Source organism: Paenibacillus prosopidis (assembly GCF_003337375.1).
In the GTDB taxonomy this organism is placed as follows: domain Bacteria; phylum Bacillota; class Bacilli; order Paenibacillales; family Paenibacillaceae; genus Pristimantibacillus; species Pristimantibacillus prosopidis.
On the sequence record NZ_QPJD01000007.1, the window covers coordinates 109,096 to 129,415 of the forward strand.

The 20,320-nt window shown below is 49.9% G+C and carries 12 protein-coding genes and 1 riboswitch; of the genes, 6 read left to right on the forward strand and 6 right to left on the reverse strand.

All coding sequences use genetic code 11. The annotated features are described in order from the left end of the window. Window positions 1-492: 492 nt before the first annotated feature. Complete coding sequence (locus tag DFP97_RS12410) at window positions 493-1,431, reverse strand: DMT family transporter (protein ID WP_114380311.1); 939 nt, start codon at window positions 1,429-1,431, stop codon at window positions 493-495. A gap of 319 nt (window positions 1,432-1,750) precedes the next feature. Between DFP97_RS12410 and DFP97_RS12415 the strand changes: the two genes are divergently transcribed. From DFP97_RS12415 to DFP97_RS12440, 6 genes are all read left to right on the forward strand, one after another. Then, entirely contained in the window at window positions 1,751-3,184 is a 1,434-nt protein-coding gene (locus DFP97_RS12415; protein WP_114380312.1) for a PTS mannitol transporter subunit IIBC, read from the forward strand. 63 nt (window positions 3,185-3,247) lie between these two features. Then, on the forward strand, window positions 3,248-5,311 hold the full coding sequence (locus DFP97_RS12420) for a BglG family transcription antiterminator (RefSeq protein ID WP_114380313.1): 2,064 nt from the start codon (window positions 3,248-3,250) through the stop codon (window positions 5,309-5,311). Between the two features lie 3 nt (window positions 5,312-5,314). Further along, window positions 5,315-5,752, forward strand: a complete 438-nt coding sequence (locus tag DFP97_RS12425; protein ID WP_114380610.1) for a PTS mannitol transporter subunit IIA — start codon at window positions 5,315-5,317, stop codon at window positions 5,750-5,752. Next, the gene (locus DFP97_RS12430; protein ID WP_114380314.1) at window positions 5,749-6,915 is read left to right on the forward strand and encodes a mannitol-1-phosphate 5-dehydrogenase; all 1,167 of its coding nucleotides are present in this window, start codon (window positions 5,749-5,751) and stop codon (window positions 6,913-6,915) included. The genes DFP97_RS12425 and DFP97_RS12430 overlap by 4 nt, the downstream gene beginning before the upstream one ends. Window positions 6,916-6,922: 7 nt before the next feature. Continuing rightward, a complete protein-coding gene (ptsP, locus tag DFP97_RS12435) occupies window positions 6,923-8,650 on the forward strand; it encodes a phosphoenolpyruvate--protein phosphotransferase (RefSeq protein ID WP_114380315.1) in 1,728 nt (575 codons plus the stop codon). Further along, window positions 8,650-8,910: an HPr family phosphocarrier protein gene (locus tag DFP97_RS12440; protein WP_114380316.1), complete on the forward strand. Its 261-nt coding sequence runs from the start codon at window positions 8,650-8,652 to the stop codon at window positions 8,908-8,910. The genes ptsP and DFP97_RS12440 overlap by 1 nt, the downstream gene beginning before the upstream one ends. A 144-nt stretch (window positions 8,911-9,054) precedes the next feature. Here the strand turns inward: DFP97_RS12440 and DFP97_RS31910 are convergent, their stop codons facing one another. The 5 genes from DFP97_RS31910 to DFP97_RS12470 form a co-directional block, all read right to left on the reverse strand. Further along, window positions 9,055-9,180, reverse strand: a complete 126-nt coding sequence (locus DFP97_RS31910; protein WP_281270966.1) for a hypothetical protein — start codon at window positions 9,178-9,180, stop codon at window positions 9,055-9,057. 618 nt (window positions 9,181-9,798) lie between these two features. Further along, a complete protein-coding gene (locus DFP97_RS12450) occupies window positions 9,799-10,305 on the reverse strand; it encodes a hypothetical protein (protein WP_245976172.1) in 507 nt (168 codons plus the stop codon). 35 nt (window positions 10,306-10,340) lie between these two features. Continuing rightward, window positions 10,341-16,454 (reverse strand): DUF6531 domain-containing protein, encoded by a 6,114-nt coding sequence (locus DFP97_RS12455; RefSeq protein ID WP_114380318.1) that lies wholly within the window; start codon window positions 16,452-16,454, stop codon window positions 10,341-10,343. Next, entirely contained in the window at window positions 16,447-18,441 is a 1,995-nt protein-coding gene (locus DFP97_RS12465; protein ID WP_147275050.1) for an S-layer homology domain-containing protein, read from the reverse strand. Before DFP97_RS12465 ends, DFP97_RS12455 begins: the two co-directional genes overlap by 8 nt. 35 nt (window positions 18,442-18,476) lie before the next feature. After that, a riboswitch (cyclic di-GMP riboswitch) is annotated at window positions 18,477-18,569 on the reverse strand. 785 nt (window positions 18,570-19,354) lie between these two features. Beyond that, window positions 19,355-20,212 (reverse strand): AraC family transcriptional regulator, encoded by an 858-nt coding sequence (locus tag DFP97_RS12470; RefSeq protein ID WP_114380319.1) that lies wholly within the window; start codon window positions 20,210-20,212, stop codon window positions 19,355-19,357. Window positions 20,213-20,320 lie beyond the last annotated feature (108 nt).

The following is a 20,320-nucleotide window of genomic DNA, read 5'->3' on the forward strand; positions in this document are numbered from 1 at the left end:
GAAAATGCGGTAAAGAAAAAGGAACTGTACGAACTACGGGAAGTATGATGATAAAAACCCGGTCGCACGCGGTTATCAAACAACGATTTCATTGGACCATGTAGAAGTGCAATTCTTTTGGACTTCACTCACCTTAGTCATGTGTATCGTCCTGTTCGGCCTTAGGCCGCTAGGTTTAAAACACCCTTCTATTGTTCCTATATCCCAATTCTTTTTTGCAATAGGCACATACCGTTATCGTGGTAGGTATCTCCCCATGGTGTTAGAAGACTCTCTTTAGAATTGGTCTCTGATGAAATATGCATGGCGATAGAAAACGTATTGCTTACTGAGTTTATCACCCACATAAAGAAGAAGCCCATTGGTCGGTGGGCTTCTTACAGTTCACGGGCATACATTAATTTTTAAAACCTAAATTTTCAGGAGGCCTTAAAGCGTGTCCCTGAAAAATACACCGGACAGATACGCTAACCGCTTGAAACGCAGTTCGCACTAGATCATTTGACCGCCTGTCTTCGTTACCGGAACCACCGGCTCCTCTCGCCGCTTGCGCTCTATGCTGATCCATATCAGTCCTGCGGCCATGCAGCCGGCGCCGCACATTTGCAGCAGCGCGATCTTCTCACCGAACATCAAGTAGCCGGCAACGACCGCCGCAGCCGGAACCGCGTAGCGAAAAAAGTTCGACCGCGTGGCTCCGACCTTGAACATGCAGGCGTTCCAAACGACAAATGCCAGCACGGTACAAATAAGCACGTTATATACAATCGATAAATAATGGCCGGTATTTAGAGCGGACCAGTCCGTTTGCCCCCATGCGCCAAAGGTCAGCGGCAGCATGAACAAGGATCCGAACGCGATCGTCCATGTACTTACGCGCAGCGCGGAGTATTGCTTCATGAGCGAAATCGAGCTCAGGTTGTACAAAGAGCCGATGATGCTGACTCCGAATGCCATTGCATTGCCGAGCATATTTTCAGAAGATAGCGTGAAGCCTTCGCCGCCGCCTAGTATGACGAGACATACCCCGACTATCGATATAGAACCGCCAACCACAAGCCGCATCGTTATGGATTCGCGAGTAAATAGCGGCGCGAATAAAGCGACAAATATGGGCCATGGCGCGACATTTAATAGCGACGAGTTAGCGAGCGTCGTATATTTAATCGAGTACATGACCATAATTTCGAGCAGCGTAATGCCGAGCAGCCCGATTAGCGCCAGCTTCGGAACGATTCGCCAAGGAATGCCCACGCTGCCCTCGGTCAGCTTCAAAATAAGGAAGAAAAACGGAATTGCCAATCCAAATCTTAAAAACGAGAATACAACCGGATTAAATGACTCCATCGCCAGACGCGATATACCGAAGTTCGCCCCCCATACGACAGCTATTAGCACAAGTCCGCCGTAGTTCAACCATTTTTTATTCATTTCTCTCCGCTCCATCTATTTGCTATTATCACCTATCAAGAAATTCCTCATCCATCATAGCATGAGTGCGTGACGAAGTATTCAATGAATTTAGCTCATTTTATATGCATTTTAACCTCTAGGAACATGTAGGGAACAGAGCCACATTTAGATGTATCCCCGGAAATCAGAATAGTAAAACAAAAATGATGTCAACAGCTATCATGACGCAACCTGCTTTTCAAATGATTGAAAATGAAAGCGCTGTACATTACGATTGAATCAGGTTCTGGAAGAGAACATTATAAAGACCAATAAATTACAAATTGGAGGTTGCAGCATGAGTAAACTGACATCAGAAAAACCGGCATCCGGCGGCGTTAAAGTTTCAGTTCAACGATTTGGCCGTTTTCTAAGCGGCATGGTCATGCCGAATATTGGCGCTTTTATTGCATGGGGACTCATAACGGCTTTATTCATACCGACAGGCTGGATTCCGAACGAAAGTCTGGCAGTGCTTGTCGGACCGATGATTACTTATTTGCTCCCTATACTCATCGGTTATACCGGCGGTCAAATGGTTCATGGCGTGCGGGGCGGCGTCATCGGTGCAGTCGTTACGGCAGGGGTTATAGTAGGATCGGAAATACCGATGTTTCTCGGTGCGATGATTGTTGGACCTTTTGCCGCATGGTTGCTCAAAAAATTCGATAAATCGATTGAAGGCAAAATTCCTTCGGGCTTCGAGATGCTGATCAACAACTTTTCTTCCGGCATCATCGGCGGCGGACTCGCGCTGCTGGCTTTCAAAGGAATCGGGCCTGTGGTTGAAACCTTCAGCAAGCTGCTTGCACAAGGCGTCGAATTCCTTATCAACACGGGATTGCTGCCGCTCGCTAACATTTTGATCGAACCGGCAAAGGTGTTGTTCCTGAACAATGCGATCAATCACGGCATTCTTGGACCGCTTGCGCTTGAACAGGCATCCAAAGCAGGCCAATCGATCATTTACATGCTGGAATCCAATCCCGGTCCGGGTCTTGGCATTCTGCTTGCATACTGGCTCTTTGGTAAAGGAATGGTCAAACAGTCTGCTCCAGGCGCAGTCGTTATCCATTTCTTCGGCGGTATTCACGAAATCTATTTCCCTTACATTCTCATGAACCCGCGTTTGATTCTAGCCGCTATCGCGGGAGGCGTGGCAGGTACGTTCACCTTCTCCATCTTCGGTGCCGGTCTTGTCGCCGCTCCTTCGCCGGGCAGTATCATCGCCTACATTACGATGACGCCTAAAGGTGGATTCCTGGCAATGTTCAGCGGTGTCATAGTGGCCACAATCGTTTCGTTCCTGGTCGCTGCGCTGCTGCTGAAAACAAGCAAGCAGGCGGATGATTCGGACAACGGTCTTGAGCTTGCTGCTCAGAAGGTGCAACAGATGAAAGCTGAATCCAAAGGTACAGCCGCTCAGTCCGTATCGCAGCCGGCGCAGCAAACGAAGGCGCAAGTAAACAAAATCGTCTTTTCCTGTGACGCAGGCATGGGCTCAAGCGCAATGGGCGCTTCCATTTTGCGCAAAAAAATAAATGCGGCGGAGCTGCCGATCACGGTCATTAATACGGCAATCAATGATATTCCGGGCGATGCCGACATCGTCATTACTCACAAGACGCTCACCGACCGCGCGCGGCAGAAGGCTCCGAATGCGGAGCATATTTCAATCGATAATTTTCTCAAAAGTCCAGAGTATGATTTGCTCGTAGAAAGACTAAGTTAGTTCTACCCTACCTAACGCTGACAGAGTCCTGTCGGCGTTAAGCTCATTCCCCTCGGAAGGAGGATGATTCCTATAAAAGCGTCTACCAGGCAGCGTCGTATTATCGAGCTGCTGCTCGATCAAAAGCATGAAATCACCGCGGCCGATATCGCAGCTATCGTCGGAACAAGCACGAGAACGATCCATCGCGAGCTTAGCGATATTGAACCGCTGCTTGCCGCTAACGGCATTCTTCTTCACAAAATATCCGGACTTGGTATTCGAATTGAAGCGGACAACGAAACACTGGAGCGCTTTAAGCAATCATTCGACCTAACCGATTCATTCGAATATTCGGCAGAAGAACGCCAGATCCTTATTCTCTGCAGACTGCTTAAGCATGACGAGCCCATTAAGCTGTTCTCGCTCGCTCACGAGCTGCGCGTGGCGATACCGACCATCAGCCATGACCTCGATGAGCTGGAACAATCCATTATCAAGCAAGGATTGACCCTCGTCCGAAAAAGAGGCTACGGCGTTGAGATCAGCGGCCCGGAAGCAGCGAAACGCCATTTTATCAGCTTGCTTGCTTTCAATCATTTTGACGATTCCGATTTATTCGGGCAATTCACGGACCAGACGGTTTCACATCCCAATCCCATAACGGCACAGCTTCTTGACATGATCGGCAAGAAAAATTTCAAGAGGCTTGAACAGGCTTTGTGGGAGTTGAATGACGATTGGCCGAACGACTTATCCGAATCCGATTACACCAGATTGCTTATTAAGTTGTCGGTTGCGTTAACCCGGATTGAGCATAACCACTTGATTCAATCGGGCGATTATAGCACCGGCGGTGAAATCCCTTTGCTGAGAAGCCTGCTGAACGCGCTTGATATACAGCTTCCAATAGAAGAAAAACGATACCTTTCCCGATTGCTCGACAACGAGGCTTTCCCGGAAAGCAGCCTCCTAATTCATCACGACGATATGTCACTTATTGAAACTGTAACGCTGCTGATCCGTTACGTTGAGGAACAACTACAAATGCCGCTTTTGGAAGACCGATCGCTGGTAGAAGGGTTAATTCAACATATTAAAAAGGCGTTTCAGCGGATAAGAGAAGGCATCGCGATACGCAATCCAATGCTGGCGCCCATTAAAAAGGATTACGCCCAGCTATTCGCCGCGGTCCGGCAAGGCGTCAATGAGGTTATCCCTTCTATTGTTGTGCCTGACGAGGAAATCGGTTATATCGTGATGCATTTCGGCGCTTCCATTGAACGCTTAAAGCAATTCCCGAGAAAAATTAGAGCTGTGCTCGTTTGCACGAGCGGCATTGGTTCATCCAAGCTGCTCGCCGTAAGAATCACGAAGAAGCTGCCGCAAATCGAATTACTGGGTCATTATTCTTGGTACGAAGCCGCACGGCTGCCTTCGCATCAATATGACCTGATCATTTCGACCGTCGACCTGCCTCTGGATTCGGGTCAGTACATTAAGCTAAGCCCCCTTCTTACTCAAGAAGAAACGGATAAGCTTCGCTCTTATATTGAGAGCACGACCTTAAAGAGGCTCGTTCCCGCCTCTGCGTCAGAGCCGTCTATGCATTCGCCAATGGATCGTTTGACGCTGCTGCAGCAATATTCCGGGAGCATCCTCCGGCTGCTTGAAAGCTTCACCGTGCATGATTTGGCCATTACGGAGCCGCAATCGAAGTTAGAGACTCAGCTGCTGCCGATGATCTCGCTGATTGGGAAGCCGGACATTTTAGCTCATAGCGAGAAAATAGCCGCCCAGCTGCTCGCAAGAGAGCAGCAAGGCAGCCTGGTCATCCCGGATACGGAGCTTGCCTTAATCCATACCCGAAGCGAATGGATTCAAGAGCCGCTGCTGGCTTTGTACCGTTACGATAAGCCCCTTCTGCTTAACGATGATGAAGAGATAAAGGCTAAACAAGTATTAATGATGCTTGGGCCTGTAAAGCTGGATAAGTCCAGCCTGGAGGTGCTTAGCGAAATAAGTGCAATGCTGCTGCTGCCGGAAATGATTGCCGTTCTTGAGCATGACCCTGCGGAAAGCATCAAATTGTTTATCTCACAGAAGCTGGAGCTTTATATAAAAACAAAAATGGATTGGAGAGAGTAAATGATGACTATTTTAGCGAAAGAAAAAATCAAACTGAATGTAAAAGTGAAGGACAAATACGAGGCCATTCGTTTAGCCGGGCAATTGCTTGTTGACGCCGGACACGTGCCTCTGGAATATATCGATAAAATGATTGAGCGCGAGGAGGATTTATCCACCTATATCGGAGGAGGTCTTGCCATGCCGCATGGAACGAATGCGTCGAAGGCTTTGATCCGCTCGACAGGCATGGCTATTCTCACTGTTCCTGATGGCGTAGACTTCGGAGGCGATGAACCCGCTCAATTAATTATTGGTTTAGCGGCGGTTGGCGACGACCATTTGAATATTTTGACGAACGTAGCTATGCTCGTGTCCGAAGAAGAGGATATGCGGCGCATTCTGAATGCTTCTTCTGAAGAAGAGCTCATTTCTATTTTCGAGGCGGGGATGCAGGAATGAAGGCCGTTCACTTCGGAGCCGGCAATATCGGCAGAGGTTTTATAGGACTGCTGCTGCATCAATCAGGGTATGAGGTTGCTTTCGTCGACGTAAACGATACGCTCGTTTCCCTCTTGCAGACGAAGCGGCAATATACCGTCAAGCTTGCCAATGAACAGGCTGACACCTTTCTTGTTGATCAGGTAACCGCCATTGACGGTAAAAATATTGCGTTGGTCGCCGAAACGATCGCAGAGGCAGATCTTGTCACGACCGCCGTCGGCGTATCGGTTCTGAAGCATATTGCAGCCGCCATCTCTAAGGGAATCGAGCTTAGACTAGCGGGCAGCCGGGAGCCGCTTCATTTTATTGCATGCGAGAACGCCTTAGGCGGCAGTACGACGCTTAAGCATTTGGTCTATGAACACCTGTCGCCGGAGACTCAGACGCTGGCCGACCGGCTTGTCGCTTTCCCGGACGCGGCCGTAGATCGGATCGTCCCGCTTCAGCAAAACGAGGATCCGCTGCTGGTTACCGTTGAACCCTTTTACGAATGGACGATCGATCGTTCTGCCGTGCTGCCCGGACATCAAGAAATCGCCGGCGTCCACTATGTGGATCAGCTCGAGCCCTATATCGAACGCAAGCTGTTTACTGTCAATACCGGACATTGCTGCGCCGCTTATCACGGCTACTTGAAGGGCTATACGACTATCCAGGAAGCGATGAAGGATCCGTCCATCGTTGCTGAAGTTAGAGGAGCGCTGCAGGAATCGGGAGCTGCACTCATACAAACCTATCAATTCGACGAAGCGGCGCACTCGCAATATATCGAGCAAATACTGGAGCGTTTCATTAACCCTTATTTGGTTGATGAAATCGTGCGGATTGGCCGCTCTCCGATTCGGAAGCTTTCACCTCAAGACCGGCTAGTGCGGCCGGCATCGCTCGCTAACCAATGCGGCATAACGGTTACTCATTTGACCAACGCCATGGCTGCAGCGCTGCACTTCGACTATGCGGATGATCCTGAGGCCGTAGAGCTGCAGGAAACGATTAAAAAACATGGCATTCATCGAACGATAGCGGAGTATACGGGTTTAAGCGGGCAGAGCCCTCTTCATGCGCGTGCGGCGGAGCAATATCAGCAGTTGGGACAATGGGTCCGGCACGGAAAGGAATGATCGAACGATGACACAATCATTGAAAGGGATAGGAGCATCGCCAGGCATCGCTGTCGCCCGCACCTTCTTCCTGGCGACGGAGCGCTTCGTTCCGGCCCGGGCTGCTGTTGCGGACGAGAAGCAGGAGGTTGCGAGGTTTCGTGAAGCTGTAGCCGTCTCCCGTAACGAAGTGGAAGCCATCCGCGTCGCTGCCGAAGAACGGTTCGGAGCGGACAAAGCGGAGATTTTCGAAGGACATCTCATGCTGCTTGAGGATCCGGATCTCATTGATGCCATTGAAGAGAAAATAACGGATGAAGCCATTAATGCTGAGTTCGCGCTTCATGAGGTAGCGCAATCCTTTATTGAGCTGCTGCAATCGATGGAAGACGAATTGCTCCGAGGACGCGCTGTAGATATAGAGGACATCTCGAGCCGGATGATGAGTCATTTGCGGGGCGTTCCGCATATGGACTTGGCCAATCTGACAGAAGAATGCGTAATTGTGGCTCGGGATCTGACTCCTTCGGATACGGCCCAGCTTAATCTGGCTGTCGTTCGCGGATTCATTACCGAGGTCGGCAGCCGCACCTCTCATTCCGCCATTATGGCACGCTCGCTGGAAATACCCGCAATCGTAGGTGTAGGCGCAGCGATTTATGACGTACCGGAGAATACTCTCTTGGCCATGGATGCTAACGAAGGACTTATCCTAATTAATCCGACTACAGAAGAACTAGAAGCTTATCAAGCTAAAAAGCAACAGGACGATCAGCGCAGAATCGAGCTGGCGAAGCTGAAGGATCAGCTGACGCTGTCCAAAGACGGTAAACAGGTCGAGCTTGCAGCCAATATCGGCAAACTCGAGGATATTCAAAGGGCCATCGATAACGGCGCCGAGGGCATCGGACTTTTTCGCACGGAATTTTTATATATGGGCCGCAGCTCTCTTCCCACCGAAGAGGAGCAGTTCACCAGCTACAAATATGCGCTCGAGAAAATGAGCCCTAAGCCGGTCGTTATCCGAACGCTGGATATCGGCGGCGATAAAGAGCTTCCTTATATGGATTTGCCGAAGGAAAGCAATCCTTTCCTGGGCCAGCGGGCGCTTCGTCTCTGTCTGGATAGACAGGACCTGTTCCGCACGCAGCTGCGGGCGCTGCTTCGGGCAAGCCGTTACGGCAACCTGAAAATCATGTTCCCGATGATCGCGGTGCTCGAAGAGCTGCTGGAGGCTAAGCGGCTGCTCGAGGAAGAAAAACAGAAGCTAATCGCCGAGGGCGTTCAGCTGGCCGATCACATTGAAGTAGGCATGATGATCGAAGTTCCGGCCGCAGCCGTTTCCGCGGACTTGTTCGCTCCGGAGGTCGATTTCTTCAGCATCGGAACAAATGATTTAATTCAATATACAATGGCCGCTGACCGCATGAACGAAACGGTGGCATATCTGTATCAGCCTTGGCACCCCTCCTTGCTGCGCTTGATTCGTCTCGTTATTCAAGCGGCGGAGAAGGAAGGCAAATGGGTCGGCATGTGCGGCGAAATGGCGGGCGACGCTACGGCTATTCCGCTCTTGCTCGGTCTCGGCCTGCATGAATTCAGTATGAGCGCCGGTTCCATCCTCCCGTCAAGGGAGCTTATCGGTCAGCTAAATCAAGCACAATGGTCCGATTATGCCGATCAAGCGCTCCGGATGCACAGCACGCAAGAAATTACGCAATTTGTAGAACAGCTAAGAAATGGAGTGAGTTCATAATGATCAGTCAAACCTTTACTATTCTTAATCCAACGGGCTTTCATGTCCGACCGACCAAAACATTCGTGCAAACCGCAAGCACCTTCCCTTGCAAGATCACCCTCATCAACAAAGGAAAAAGAGTAAACGGCAAAAGCTCGCTGGGCATGCTCACGCTCGGCATCAAGGCAAACGAGGAAGTGACGCTCGAAATTGACGGCGAGCAGGCAGTGCAAGCGCTGGATGCGCTGGGTAAGCTGTTGACGGGAATTCACGAGTAGCGCGGGTTTAGTGGATAGTGTTAATGGAGTTAATGGTTAATGGGGTTACGTACCATTAATAGCAAAGGGCTGCCCCGGCAGGGTCATATTCGACCTGCCGGGGCAGCCCTTATTTCACAATTTTGAGTTTAGTGAAGCTTAAGTTCATTTGGTCTTCGGCTGGTCTTGTGAATCGTAGGCCATTTCTCTCATGTGGCCTAGCGGATGAATTTTATCGGTGGTTTTCACCTCTTCCGACTCATCCATATTTTGTTGAATACCATTAAACATTACACTACCTCCTTTGAAGATTATAAAGGGTTAACTCTAACCGATCAGTTAACCAATCTTGGATGAATCAGAAACTACCCCATTATCCGGATCAATATACGATTCAGAATCGGTCGTATCCCGCCGTACTCTCGTTTTCCTCAAGGGAGATCATCTACAGCTTGGCCATAAAAATAGCATGTGATTTTATATTGATTACGAACGCCCGATGTGTTAGTCCTAGCTTCTGAATGCATTCTTTAACAGGATGATTCATGAATGATGTCTCCTTTCAAGTTGTCTTCCCTTATAGGTTAGACACTCTACAGGCAGGAATATCACCAGACATACAGAAGCATAAGGCGATTCTTGAATTTGTCACATCGGATTATTTCATCAATAACAAGAAAGCCTAGATAATGACGGTAATTCCCTAGTGGATTCGATTAGATTGTCGCACCCCGTCACACTTTTGGATGAAACTCAGATTCGGTTCAGTCTTAGCAGAGGTGTGAACATCCGAATTTGCTTGGCTTCGTTACCTCCCGCCCGCCTTATGTGTGGTGCATGGTGCGGTGGCGGGACTCTCAAAAGAAAACCACATGGAATTGTTACACTCGCATGTGGTAATATCTGAATTTATTCCTCGGGAAAATTATTTGTTATTGGTTGGCTTGCATCCCACCTTATCAATTTTATATTGTATTCCGTCAGTAATTGATCTGCGCGGATTAATCTATTACTAGTAAACCTACCATCCTTTTCAATAATTAAAGCGTCTGGATACCCGTGCTGATATTCTCTACCATGCTCCAAATCATCCATGTAGTAGTTTGCACTACCTGGAGAATAGTATATTTCCTTTGTTTCATCGACTTTTAACAACGTTACTCTCTCATGCCCACTAGCTAACCTTTGATTCCATTTGCGATATTTGCCTCGCCCTTCATCTGCACCTATACCATCATATTCACATATTAAGGTATCTTCAATCACCATTCGTTGCCCGTTAATTTCATATTCCAAACGAAATGGAAATTCTCCATAAGTGATTTCAGGACGTGGGGGATTGGACTCCAATTGGATGCCTATTAATATAGCCAACCACGGCCAAGCAATATAAATTACGATTGCAATGACCAACATCAACGGGATACCTATTATTAACATCATTTTCTCTCTCAGTTGTAACCAGCCTCCTCTAAAGCATTTATTACTGAGTTCATTGAATGATTTTTTATTCTTTGGTTCGTTTTATACAAGGAAGCGTGCCACCACTTAATTTTATGTTGTTGTGGCAAGTAGACCGTTTTTCCAATTGAGGGTGCAGTAAAGGTATGATTTAATATCTCACCCTTAACCACGTAATGGGTCATGGTAGCAGTATAATCGCTTTTGCTTAAACCATATGCATAAAGGTGTACAAGTGCAGTATTGAATGTAATAGCATTTTTATTGTTAGCAACTGCATTTGCTGTCGCTTCAGCCCCTCCTTTTGAATGCCCCACCATAGTTATTTCATTATTCTTATGGTTATCCACAAAATACTCAGATTTTGAAATTGAATCTTCCATGTCTGTAGAAAAGCCTACTGGTTGTTGCAAGTTATTGCCCCAATCTCCCCATGAGGTGGTACCTTTGTTAACTAGCGAGTATTCCGTAGTTCCATCGTCCTTGAGCCTTGAGTACACCCCCATTTTTAACCCTTCGTCATTTGTCATAATGTCAATTATTGTCCATCCACCATCAAGACTTGTTTTACTTTCAATATCGTCCTCTGTAGCACCGTAGATGTGTTGTGCCATTAACGCCGCTTCCATTACAGTTGGTATATGTCCACTTGGGTCAAGGTATCTTAACGGATTATTATACACATATGAAAAAAGATTCTGACTCTGCGGATTGCCAAGCTCCCCCTTATACGTATCCTCACTTATAAACCGACCCAACTCCGGCTGATAATAACGTGCTCTAGCATAAGTGAGACCGCTGGAATAATCATATCCCAATCCGGTGTAACCGAATAAGTTGTCCGGGCCTGGCCAGTTCAGATCGGACTTCTTACTGTCCAGCATAACACCAAATTCGTCGTAGTGGTATCTTGCAGACACTCGTCCGTCCTTCTCCGCAAGGCCGATTGTACTGCCAAGGGCGTCCTGCAGGTACCAGAGCGTCTTAGGCTGTGTGCCCGGTTCGGCACCGCCATCACCAGGAGTCGGCTCCCAGCCGTTGTTGTCATCATACGCCGGCAGGTAGGTCATGCTCAGACGTTCACCACCTGCGCCGTACACATAGGATTGCTTCCACTTCGTGCTGTCAGCCTCCGTTACTTGCAGCGGCTCAGGAAGTGCCAAAGTGATATCATTGGTATAAGTTAATTCCCAATGCTTCTTCTTATATTGTTTCTCCCATCCATCGCGCGGACCGCCCGGATGCATATCCGGGTATTCTTCGTCAGTCTGGCCGCACTTCTTGGCGAGTCCCGGCGGAATAAAACCAGGCGGCACTACATGACAATTGGCCGATCCATTGCCATTGCCATTACCGTTGCCATTACTGTTCTCATTACCATTACCTTTACCTTTACCATTACCATTACCATTACCGTTACCATTTCCATTACCGTTGTTGCCTTTCGGACTGCCTGCATAATCAATCGTCATTTTCATGCGGTTGCCGTCACCATCGTAAGCATAACGCGTAATGTCGCCTTTGTCGTTGATTTGCTCAATCAGCCGACTTGCTCCGTTCCATGCGTAGCTCTCGACGATTTCCGGTTCGGACCATTGCGATTCATTTAATGCCGTTAAAGACTCGATGACCGCATCGGCTTCCGCGTTCGGATCACCGGATTCATTGACCGTTCCCGCGGGATCATACACGGATGAGGTCACTGCTGCGTACGGCTCCAGCTCCAGCTCCGTCTCTGGAAGCTGTAAATTCTTATGCATGACCTGCAGCAGATTGCCCCGAGGGTCGTACGTGTAGTCTTTCATCTCGCTGCCGTTTGTCCACTGAAGAAGACGATCCGCCGCATCGTACGAATACGATTCGGTATCGGTCACATCCCCCCATACGCTCGTTTTCTTCAAACGATTCCCTACAGCGTCATAGAGGTAGCCGGTGGACACCGGAAGCTCCGCTGCCAGGCCGTTCTGCGTCTGAACGCCAACTAGCTGATTCAACGCGTCATACGCATAGTCCGTTATAACTCGTTCCTGGCTTTCACTAACGTCTGCATCATCCTCATCGTTCCCGTCCGAGAGACGCTCACTCTGAATCCGGTTGCCGATAGGATCATAGGCATACGTCATTTGCTCTATCACTTTACCGAATTGATTCCGGTGTCTTAACTCGAGCAACTGTCTGGCATCGTCATAACGGTAGCTGCTTTGCCCCATTGTCGGAAGGTTCTTGGAAATGAGCAAGCCCCGCGCATCGTAAGCATAGGTTGTAACTCTGCCCTCCGCATCTGTTACGGCCGTCATCCGGTCCAGCAGATCGTACTGATAATTGACGGCGGTGGCATCCGGATACACGATTTTGCTCCGCTGTCCGCTAGGCGTCCACTCATATTGAATCGTTTGTTTGTACGGATCGGTCACCTTAGTAAGACGGTTCAGCGCATCGTACATATAGCTCGTCTCGCCGAGCTCGTCGGTCATTCGCGTCCTGCGTCCGGCCGCGTCGTATTCGTAACCGACCTGCTTGCCATCCGGATAGAGAATATCCGTCAAATGGCTCATAAGGTCATAGCCGTAGCTGGTCGTTTCGCCATCTGGCAGCTTCACGCCTGTCCGATTGCCGAGGCTGTCATACAACAGCTCCGTCACGCGCTGCTCCGGACCTATTTCCCGAATCAGCTGGCTGTTCAGGTTATATTCATAGGTTGTGATTCGCCCAAGGGCATCCGTTTTCGATGTAATATTGCCCATGGCGTCATGTCTGTAAGCCGTCGCAGCCCCAAGCGCATTGGTCACTTTATGCAGCCGGCCAAGCGGATCGTACCCGTATTGCGTCGTCTGTCCTTTGGCGTCCTTCAAGGCGGTAAGCAGGCCTCGAGCATCATAGTCCATTTCCGTCTTGTGACCAAGCGGATTAATTAGCGAAGTCACCCGTCCGGCCGCATCGTAGCTATAGGTCGTCGCTTTCCCGGCTTCGTCGATGGAGTCGACAACCCGGCCAAGCGCGTCCCGGGTCATCTCGGAAACTTGTCCGAGTGGATCGGTGATCTTGACGAGCAGGCCGCGCGGGTCATAGTCGAGCTGCCATACCCCTCCGTTCGGGTTAACGGTCTGGATCAGGCGGTCGGCGCTGTCATACGTATAGACGGTCTTCTGACCCAGGGCATCCGTCTGTTCGATCAATCTACCCAGCGTATCGTAGGCGTATAAGACAGAGTGGCCCAGCGGATCGGTTTCCTGCGTCAACCGGCCGGCCGCGTCATAGCTCATCAGCGATACGCCTCCCTCCGCATCGGTCATTTTCAGCGGCAGATTGCGCCCGTCGTATTCGATCCGGGTTTCGCCGCCGTTCGGATCGACGAAACGCTTCAGATTCCCATTATTGTCGTATTCGTAACGGCTCACGCCGCCCTCCGGATCGGTTACCGTCTTCAAACGGTTAGTCTCGTTGTAGCTGTAAACCGTTTCGGCCCCGTTCGGGTCGATCCGTTTCGTCAGGTTGCCTACGGCATCATACTCGTTATGGGTTGTATTTCCCAAAGCGTCGGTCACCGCAATCACTCTTGCGTAGCTGTCATAGGCATAGACGGTACGCGATCCAGCCGCATCGGTGTAACCGGTCAGATTGCTGTCCTTGTCATATTCATACCGCTCGGTATTCCCAAGCGCATCGATCCTCGCGGTGATTCTGTCCCGCGGGTCGTATTCCATCTGCGTCCGCTGTCCCAGCGCATCCAACAAGCCGGTCACGCGGTGAAGCGGATCGCGGATCATTTCTTGGCGGTTGCCCAGCGGGTCCGTGATAAATTTTGCAAAACCGTACTCGTCATTCTCGATGCTTACGGTTTCGCCGTTCGCATTCGTAACGGATACCGGGATGCCCCGGCCATCCACCACAATACGCGAAACACCGCCTTCAGCGTCAGTAATCGCCGTCAGGTTGCCGTTGCTATCATAACCGAGCGCCGTCTTGTGTCCAAGCGGATCAACAATCTCCTCCGGCAAATTGAAGGCGTTGTACCGGATTTCCGTCTGGTAGCCCTCCGGGTCCTTGGCACGGATCAGATTGCCTATGTTGTCATACATATATCCCCAGACCCCGCCGCCGCGGTCTGTCATTTCAATCAGGTTGTCGTGCTTATCGTACAGGTAACGCTCGGCTGTCCCGTCCGCGTAGGTCACCGCCGTTTTGCGGTAACGCTCGTCATATTGATAGACGGTCTGCCTTCCAAGCGCATTGGTTGTGACCGTCTGCATCTTTGCAGGATAATATTCGATGCTGCCCCAGACGCCTGCAAAATCCCGCTGGCGCACAACCCGGTCCTGCTCATCGTATTCATTGATAAGCGCCGCCGTTTCATTCGGATTGTTTATAGCGGTTATGCGGTGCCTATCGTCGTATTCATATGCAATCTTTGCCCCGTCGGGGAGGATCATAGCCGTCAAATCATGATTGACGGCATCATATTCATAGGCCGCATATCGTCCCGAATGGTCGGTTACCCGCACGACCTTGCCTCCGGCTCCATAGGTGAGCGTGAGCTTCGCGCCACTCGTCGCCACATCGGTAAGCAGGCTTCCCAGATAAGTGAGCTGAATGCGATTGCCGTTTGGATCTAATATCTGGTACAACAGGCCGTCCCTGCGATAAATATAGGACCATCTTTGCGGCGTTTGCTGCGTAAAGGTGCCGTCTTGATTTTTCACCAGTGTATCGTATATGCCGTCCTGTCCTGCGTACTGCCCGTTGCCGGTCGGCTCGAAGCGGTGACTGGCGCCTTCAGGGGATACCGCATAGACAGCGCCGTTCTCCCGGAACTCCAATCTCCCCTCATAAGTATGATGCCAGCCGACGCCAAAATCGCCGTCATAACGGTCCCGGCTGTGGTACGTCAGCGTCAGGTCAAGCGGTATAACCGCCTGTACGCTCAGATTTGGATGACGGAACACGAAATCCCCCGTCGCCAGGTTGACCGGGTCGAACGCATCTGCAATCGGATGGCCGTTGCGGTTCGCATATTCCTCGTGGATTCGCTCGTCATCTTCCTTGCCAATCTCTCCGCCTTGCTGCGGCTCCATAATCAGCAGGTTTTCGCCCTCTTCGAGGTTGCCGTAGCAGGTCTGCCCGTTGCAATTCTCCACGGGAAAGCCGTTGAAGCTCGCGACTTTGCCGATTTTCTCGACAATGGCTTCTTTCTCGATCACGTTGTAATAATAGCTGGCGATGACCGACCAGTTAATATTCCATGCAGGCGTTTTGTACCTCAGCACCCGCAGTGTTTCCGAGTTGTCTGATTTCTTCCCGTCGAATACTCTCGTCGCGACAGCCTGGATTTCTGCAATTTCATATGCGGGTAGCTGTACCTTTATTTCCCATTCGCCAACGAAATTCTTAGGCAGGTTATTTGACCGTACGGGGAAATTCGTAAAGTAGGAGGCATTAACCGGCACAGCCAGCGCCCAAGGCGATATCCTTGGTTTAACTGCAATGTTCGAGGCAAGAGTTTCAACGATACCATCATCGACAGTCGTATTCGTGCCGACTCTCCGAATTCGCTTCATCTTCAGCTCTATCGTAGTTCCGATCTCCGCAATACCCCTGATCGTATGCTCCTCGCTTTTCGTATTGGACACGATATCCATTATCGGCTTCGGAGGATTCGGGTTTATGATTTGCACGCTGCCTGAATTGCCGTTATCCGGAAACCGTGTCGGCGTGACCCGAATCTGGTAGCTGCCTTCCTTGACCGGCTTCCCGTTTGCCTTGCCATCCCATGTATAACTATTGTTCGTTTCGGTCGGATACGTACCGCTTTTTAGCGTTGCGACCGCCGAGCCGTTACTCTCCATACTAATTACCGTTTCATGCGATTCTTGCGTTTCATCATCCGGGTCCGGATCATCAAAGCTGAAATTCACCTCAGTCCGTCCGTTATAGACCGAACTGAGAGAATTCGGATTGATCTGCAGCGACGTGTCCGCATACGCTTTCGGCAGATTTGCATTCGGCAGCAGCGGGAGCCCTGTCAAAAGCACGATAAACGCAAGCAAACATTTCCCGATTTGGCCCCACACCGGTCTACGACGCCTACTCTTTGCCTCTTTACCCATTGAATACCTCTCCCTTCATCGCCAGCCACCTGTAAATGACCGCTGCCGCTTCCACACGCGTACTTGTTCCGCCGGGATTTAAAAAGCCGCCGTTCCCTTGTATGATGCCGCTCTTGATTGCGGCTTCGACAGACGGCTTTGCCCATTCACGCACACGGTCTGCGTCGGCATAACCCGAGAGCGTATCGCTTGTGTCTTCCTTCCCCAAACGGGCGGCATTGGCCAGCATAACCATCATTTCTTCACGGGTGACAGCGGCATTCGGCTTGAAAAGACTGCCTTCATAGCCCTTGATCCATCCCGCAGCAGCCGCCTGCCCTATCCACCGGGCGGCCCAGTGGCCGTCCGGCACATCACGGAACGATCCCCCGCCTGCTTGTCCAGTTCCGAGCCCCGCCGTCTCGACCAGCATCTTGGCGAACTGGGCGCGCGTCACGGATTGCTTAGGCTCAAAATTCCCCGTCTGCATCCCATTCACAATCCATCTGGACGCCAGTACTTCCACTTCTGATTGCGCCCAATGGCCTTTCATATCCGAGAAAGAAGGAGTATAGGTAAACAGAGCGTATAAGCCCTCCGTAACAACCTGGGCGTGGACCTTGCTCCATGCCGAATCTACCATTCCCCCAGCATATATCCATTTGCCGTCCGATTCGATATATCGGTAAATACCAATCCGGTTTGCCAAATCGGCCGAATCTAAGGCTTGTTCCAATTCGAAGGTCAGCATGGCCGGCTTCTTCAGCTCCGCATCCGCCGTCCAATTCCATGCCATGCCTGCCCAGGTCATGCCTTGTGCCGGCTTACTATCGAACAAGGCCGTTTCCGTGCTTTTCTCCAGAACGATCCGGGTATCTGCATTGAACGTTCCTTGTTCAAACTTCAACGATGCCGCTTGATCGTCGGCCGACACGATACCGCCGTCCAAACCGATAACTGTGCCTCCAGTATTTTGACCGTCGTCCCGGTTATTCGAAAGTCCTGCTTCCGTTTGGATGATGGTTCGGTTCACCAGCTTCCCATTGTTTACAAGGACAAGCCCGTCCCCGTTAAATCCGATAAACTGCGAAGGCTTTGTCACGCCGAGCGTGTAGGAAGAACCACCGGTCAAATCCGCACCCTTCATGACTACCGAACCGCCGGATGCTTCCAGCCAGACAGCCATTCCATCCGTGATGCTCATTTCTTTATACTCGACACCCTGTATTACCGGTTCAGTCAGATCGACCGGCTGGGGATTATTTTCGCCCAGATCCATGAACGTATATTTACCATAGCCGTCCATATCCCGCTGCTTCCACAGAATCTCTTCGCCATTGAAAACAAACCGCTCGACGTACTGGGAATACGGCAAGTCCAGAATCTTCTCATGCGTTCGGGCAGCAATATCGTATTCGTATAAACTTCCGTCCGCAGCCCCTTTATAGACGATGCGGCCATTCCCGACAATCGGATCTCTTCCGAGTCCCAAATTCGTCAACACTCCTGCCGTCATATCGTATACATGCATCTCATAATCCGGATTGGTCTGCCAGACGATATAGTTCCCGTCGATGGAAGGAATCCGGTGCTGACCTACAGTATCATTCAGCTTCTTCTCGGTATTCGTGCTCAGATTATAGCTGTAAATATCCCAGTTCAAATTGCCGGTTCCTTCACTTTGATTCCTCTTGTCTGCCCATACGACGACGGCTTCGCCGCTCCCGTTGATTCCGATAGCAGGCGAATCAGTCGATTTTCCGTGATTCGTGATAACCGTCTTTTGGCCGGTGCTTGTATTGCCATATCGAATCTGACCATTTTCGCGCCAGACGACATGCTCACCCGTCATTCTTACGGAACTGCCGTTTATGGCGAAGGAAGACGTCTCGTCCTTATATGTATGCACCGTCTCCGCAGAAGCCTTTTGCCCCGCAGGCAGCAGCAATCCCCCTAACAATCCCAAAATAATGAATCCTTTCAACACCATGCTTGTTCTGCTCATCATCGTTCTCCTCTTTTGAAAATAAAAAACCAAGCCTCTTAAGCAACCCGGCTGTCAGTTCATGAATAATCATGACGTAAGACCCGTGGCTTTGCGTCCCCGACTTTCGTACGGGTTTGCCTTTTATTAATGCCTGGTTAGTTCAAATCTACTATTTGAATAGTTCTTAGAATCTATTTCCAACCAAAATTATACATATAGTTACATAATGTGACAACCTTTTTTTGGAACTAGAGTAATAGGCTTCACATGGTGAAAGTGAGAAGTGGAAGAATAATACATGCTTATAAGGAATTAATTGGATTGCAAGTAGTGAGAACTCTCCATCTCACTCTTGCACGGTTACTATATTGGATTTTTCCAATAACTTTATTTTTTCGAGCTATTTAGACCTACCCATACATCTAGTTCTACTCTACGTCTTACAACATTAAACAAGCTTCGTTCGCCCCGGGGCTGAGAAAATAGAGCAGAAATTAGCTCTTTATCCTCCAAACTATAAAAAATTGCATGAATAGAGCTAAAAACTAGCTCTGCTATCGCATTACGACCTTAAACAAGTCTTGTTTGCACCGGACTGAGAAAATAGAGCTAGAAATTAGCTCTTTATACCCTAAACTAAACAAAATTGCATAAATAGAGCTAAAAACTAGCTCTACTTTACGTCTTACGGTCAAACAAACCTCGTTCGCTCCGGGGTTGAGAAATAGAGAAATGTGGCACTATTTAGCGATTTTAGATGAGTAAAAGGTCAATTCAGCGTGACAATGGATTGTTAATCGGTATTTTCTAAATTCCAACATAGATCAGTCCATCCCCTGCCAATTGATGGCGGGATATAATAGATGTCCTAATTAAATAAAAACCTCCCTATTAATCAGGAGGTTTTGGTCATATTTATTATGAGCCAGAACGGTTAATCCGGCTGATGTTCCGAAGCCGTTCCCGTGCGGTACAGCTTCCGGTACGTGTCCGGCGTCATGCCTTCCTTCTGGCGAAACGTGGCCACGAAATGACTCGCGTCACGGAATCCTACCGCCTCCCCGATGCGGCGTATGGTCCAATCCGGACGGGAGGGAAGCCATTCCTTCGCTTTGCGGAGCCGCAGCTGAATCAAATAAGCGTATGCCGTCTGTCCGAACAGCTCGCGAAACCTCTCGTTCAGTTGCCGTTCGCCGATGCCGAGCTGCGTTGCCATCTCCGCCAATCCGATCCCCGGGTTGGCGAATTCATTTTCGAGCCAGTTCAGCAGACTTTGAATCCGCTCCAGCCGTTTCGACATGGACGGCCGGTTGTCCGTGCGTGCATCGGTCCGAAGCAGCGTCAGAAATCGGTACAAATCCGCCGAATACCGCCATCCAGACGGATCGCCGCCGGACTCGGCGAACGCCAGCATGCTTTCCAGCTGAGCGGTTATCCGATCGTTGCCGGCTTCCCATTGAAAACGTTCGGCCATGTTCCAACCGAGCGACTGCACGAAGCTTGCGGCCATACTTCCTTGAAAGGTGATATAACTAGTCCGCCACCGGCTGCCGATCTTGGTCTCATATCGATGAGGCGTCCCGGGGGTCAGAAGCACACCCGAGCATGCCGTCATTTTCCATGTTTGGCCGTTTACCGAAAGCTCTCCCTCTCCTTCCAGCGTCTGAAGCCAATGGAAATAGGGATAGCCGTTCGGTCGCTCCAACGTCTCTTGTTCGGGATTCATCCCAATCGTCTCCAGCTGCAGGGGCAGCAGCTCCGCCGGGAAGGCGGGAACTACGTGTCGCTTCATGTAAAACCTCCATATTTTTATATACAATTTTCGGTTATTCTATATAGGATATAGCGATCATAAGTCATAAAATATAATAGTCTAATGCAGTTTTATCATATAAAATGA

What these genes read in the sequence shown, in the direction of transcription:
- DFP97_RS12450 (WP_245976172.1), bottom strand. Translation starts at nt 10,305, where the DNA reads ATGTTGGTCATTGCAATCGTAATTTATATTGCTTGGCCGTGGTTGGCT.
- ptsP (WP_114380315.1), top strand. Translation starts at nt 6,923, where the DNA reads ATGACACAATCATTGAAAGGGATAGGAGCATCGCCAGGCATCGCTGTC.
- DFP97_RS12430 (WP_114380314.1), top strand. Translation starts at nt 5,749, where the DNA reads ATGAAGGCCGTTCACTTCGGAGCCGGCAATATCGGCAGAGGTTTTATA.
- DFP97_RS12470 (WP_114380319.1), bottom strand. Translation starts at nt 20,212, where the DNA reads ATGAAGCGACACGTAGTTCCCGCCTTCCCGGCGGAGCTGCTGCCCCTG.
- DFP97_RS12410 (WP_114380311.1), bottom strand. Translation starts at nt 1,431, where the DNA reads ATGAATAAAAAATGGTTGAACTACGGCGGACTTGTGCTAATAGCTGTC.
- DFP97_RS12440 (WP_114380316.1), top strand. Translation starts at nt 8,650, where the DNA reads ATGATCAGTCAAACCTTTACTATTCTTAATCCAACGGGCTTTCATGTC.
- DFP97_RS12415 (WP_114380312.1), top strand. Translation starts at nt 1,751, where the DNA reads ATGAGTAAACTGACATCAGAAAAACCGGCATCCGGCGGCGTTAAAGTT.
- DFP97_RS12455 (WP_114380318.1), bottom strand. Translation starts at nt 16,454, where the DNA reads ATGGGTAAAGAGGCAAAGAGTAGGCGTCGTAGACCGGTGTGGGGCCAA.
- DFP97_RS31910 (WP_281270966.1), bottom strand. Translation starts at nt 9,180, where the DNA reads ATGTTTAATGGTATTCAACAAAATATGGATGAGTCGGAAGAGGTGAAA.
- DFP97_RS12465 (WP_147275050.1), bottom strand. Translation starts at nt 18,441, where the DNA reads ATGATGAGCAGAACAAGCATGGTGTTGAAAGGATTCATTATTTTGGGA.
- DFP97_RS12425 (WP_114380610.1), top strand. Translation starts at nt 5,315, where the DNA reads ATGACTATTTTAGCGAAAGAAAAAATCAAACTGAATGTAAAAGTGAAG.
- DFP97_RS12420 (WP_114380313.1), top strand. Translation starts at nt 3,248, where the DNA reads ATGATTCCTATAAAAGCGTCTACCAGGCAGCGTCGTATTATCGAGCTG.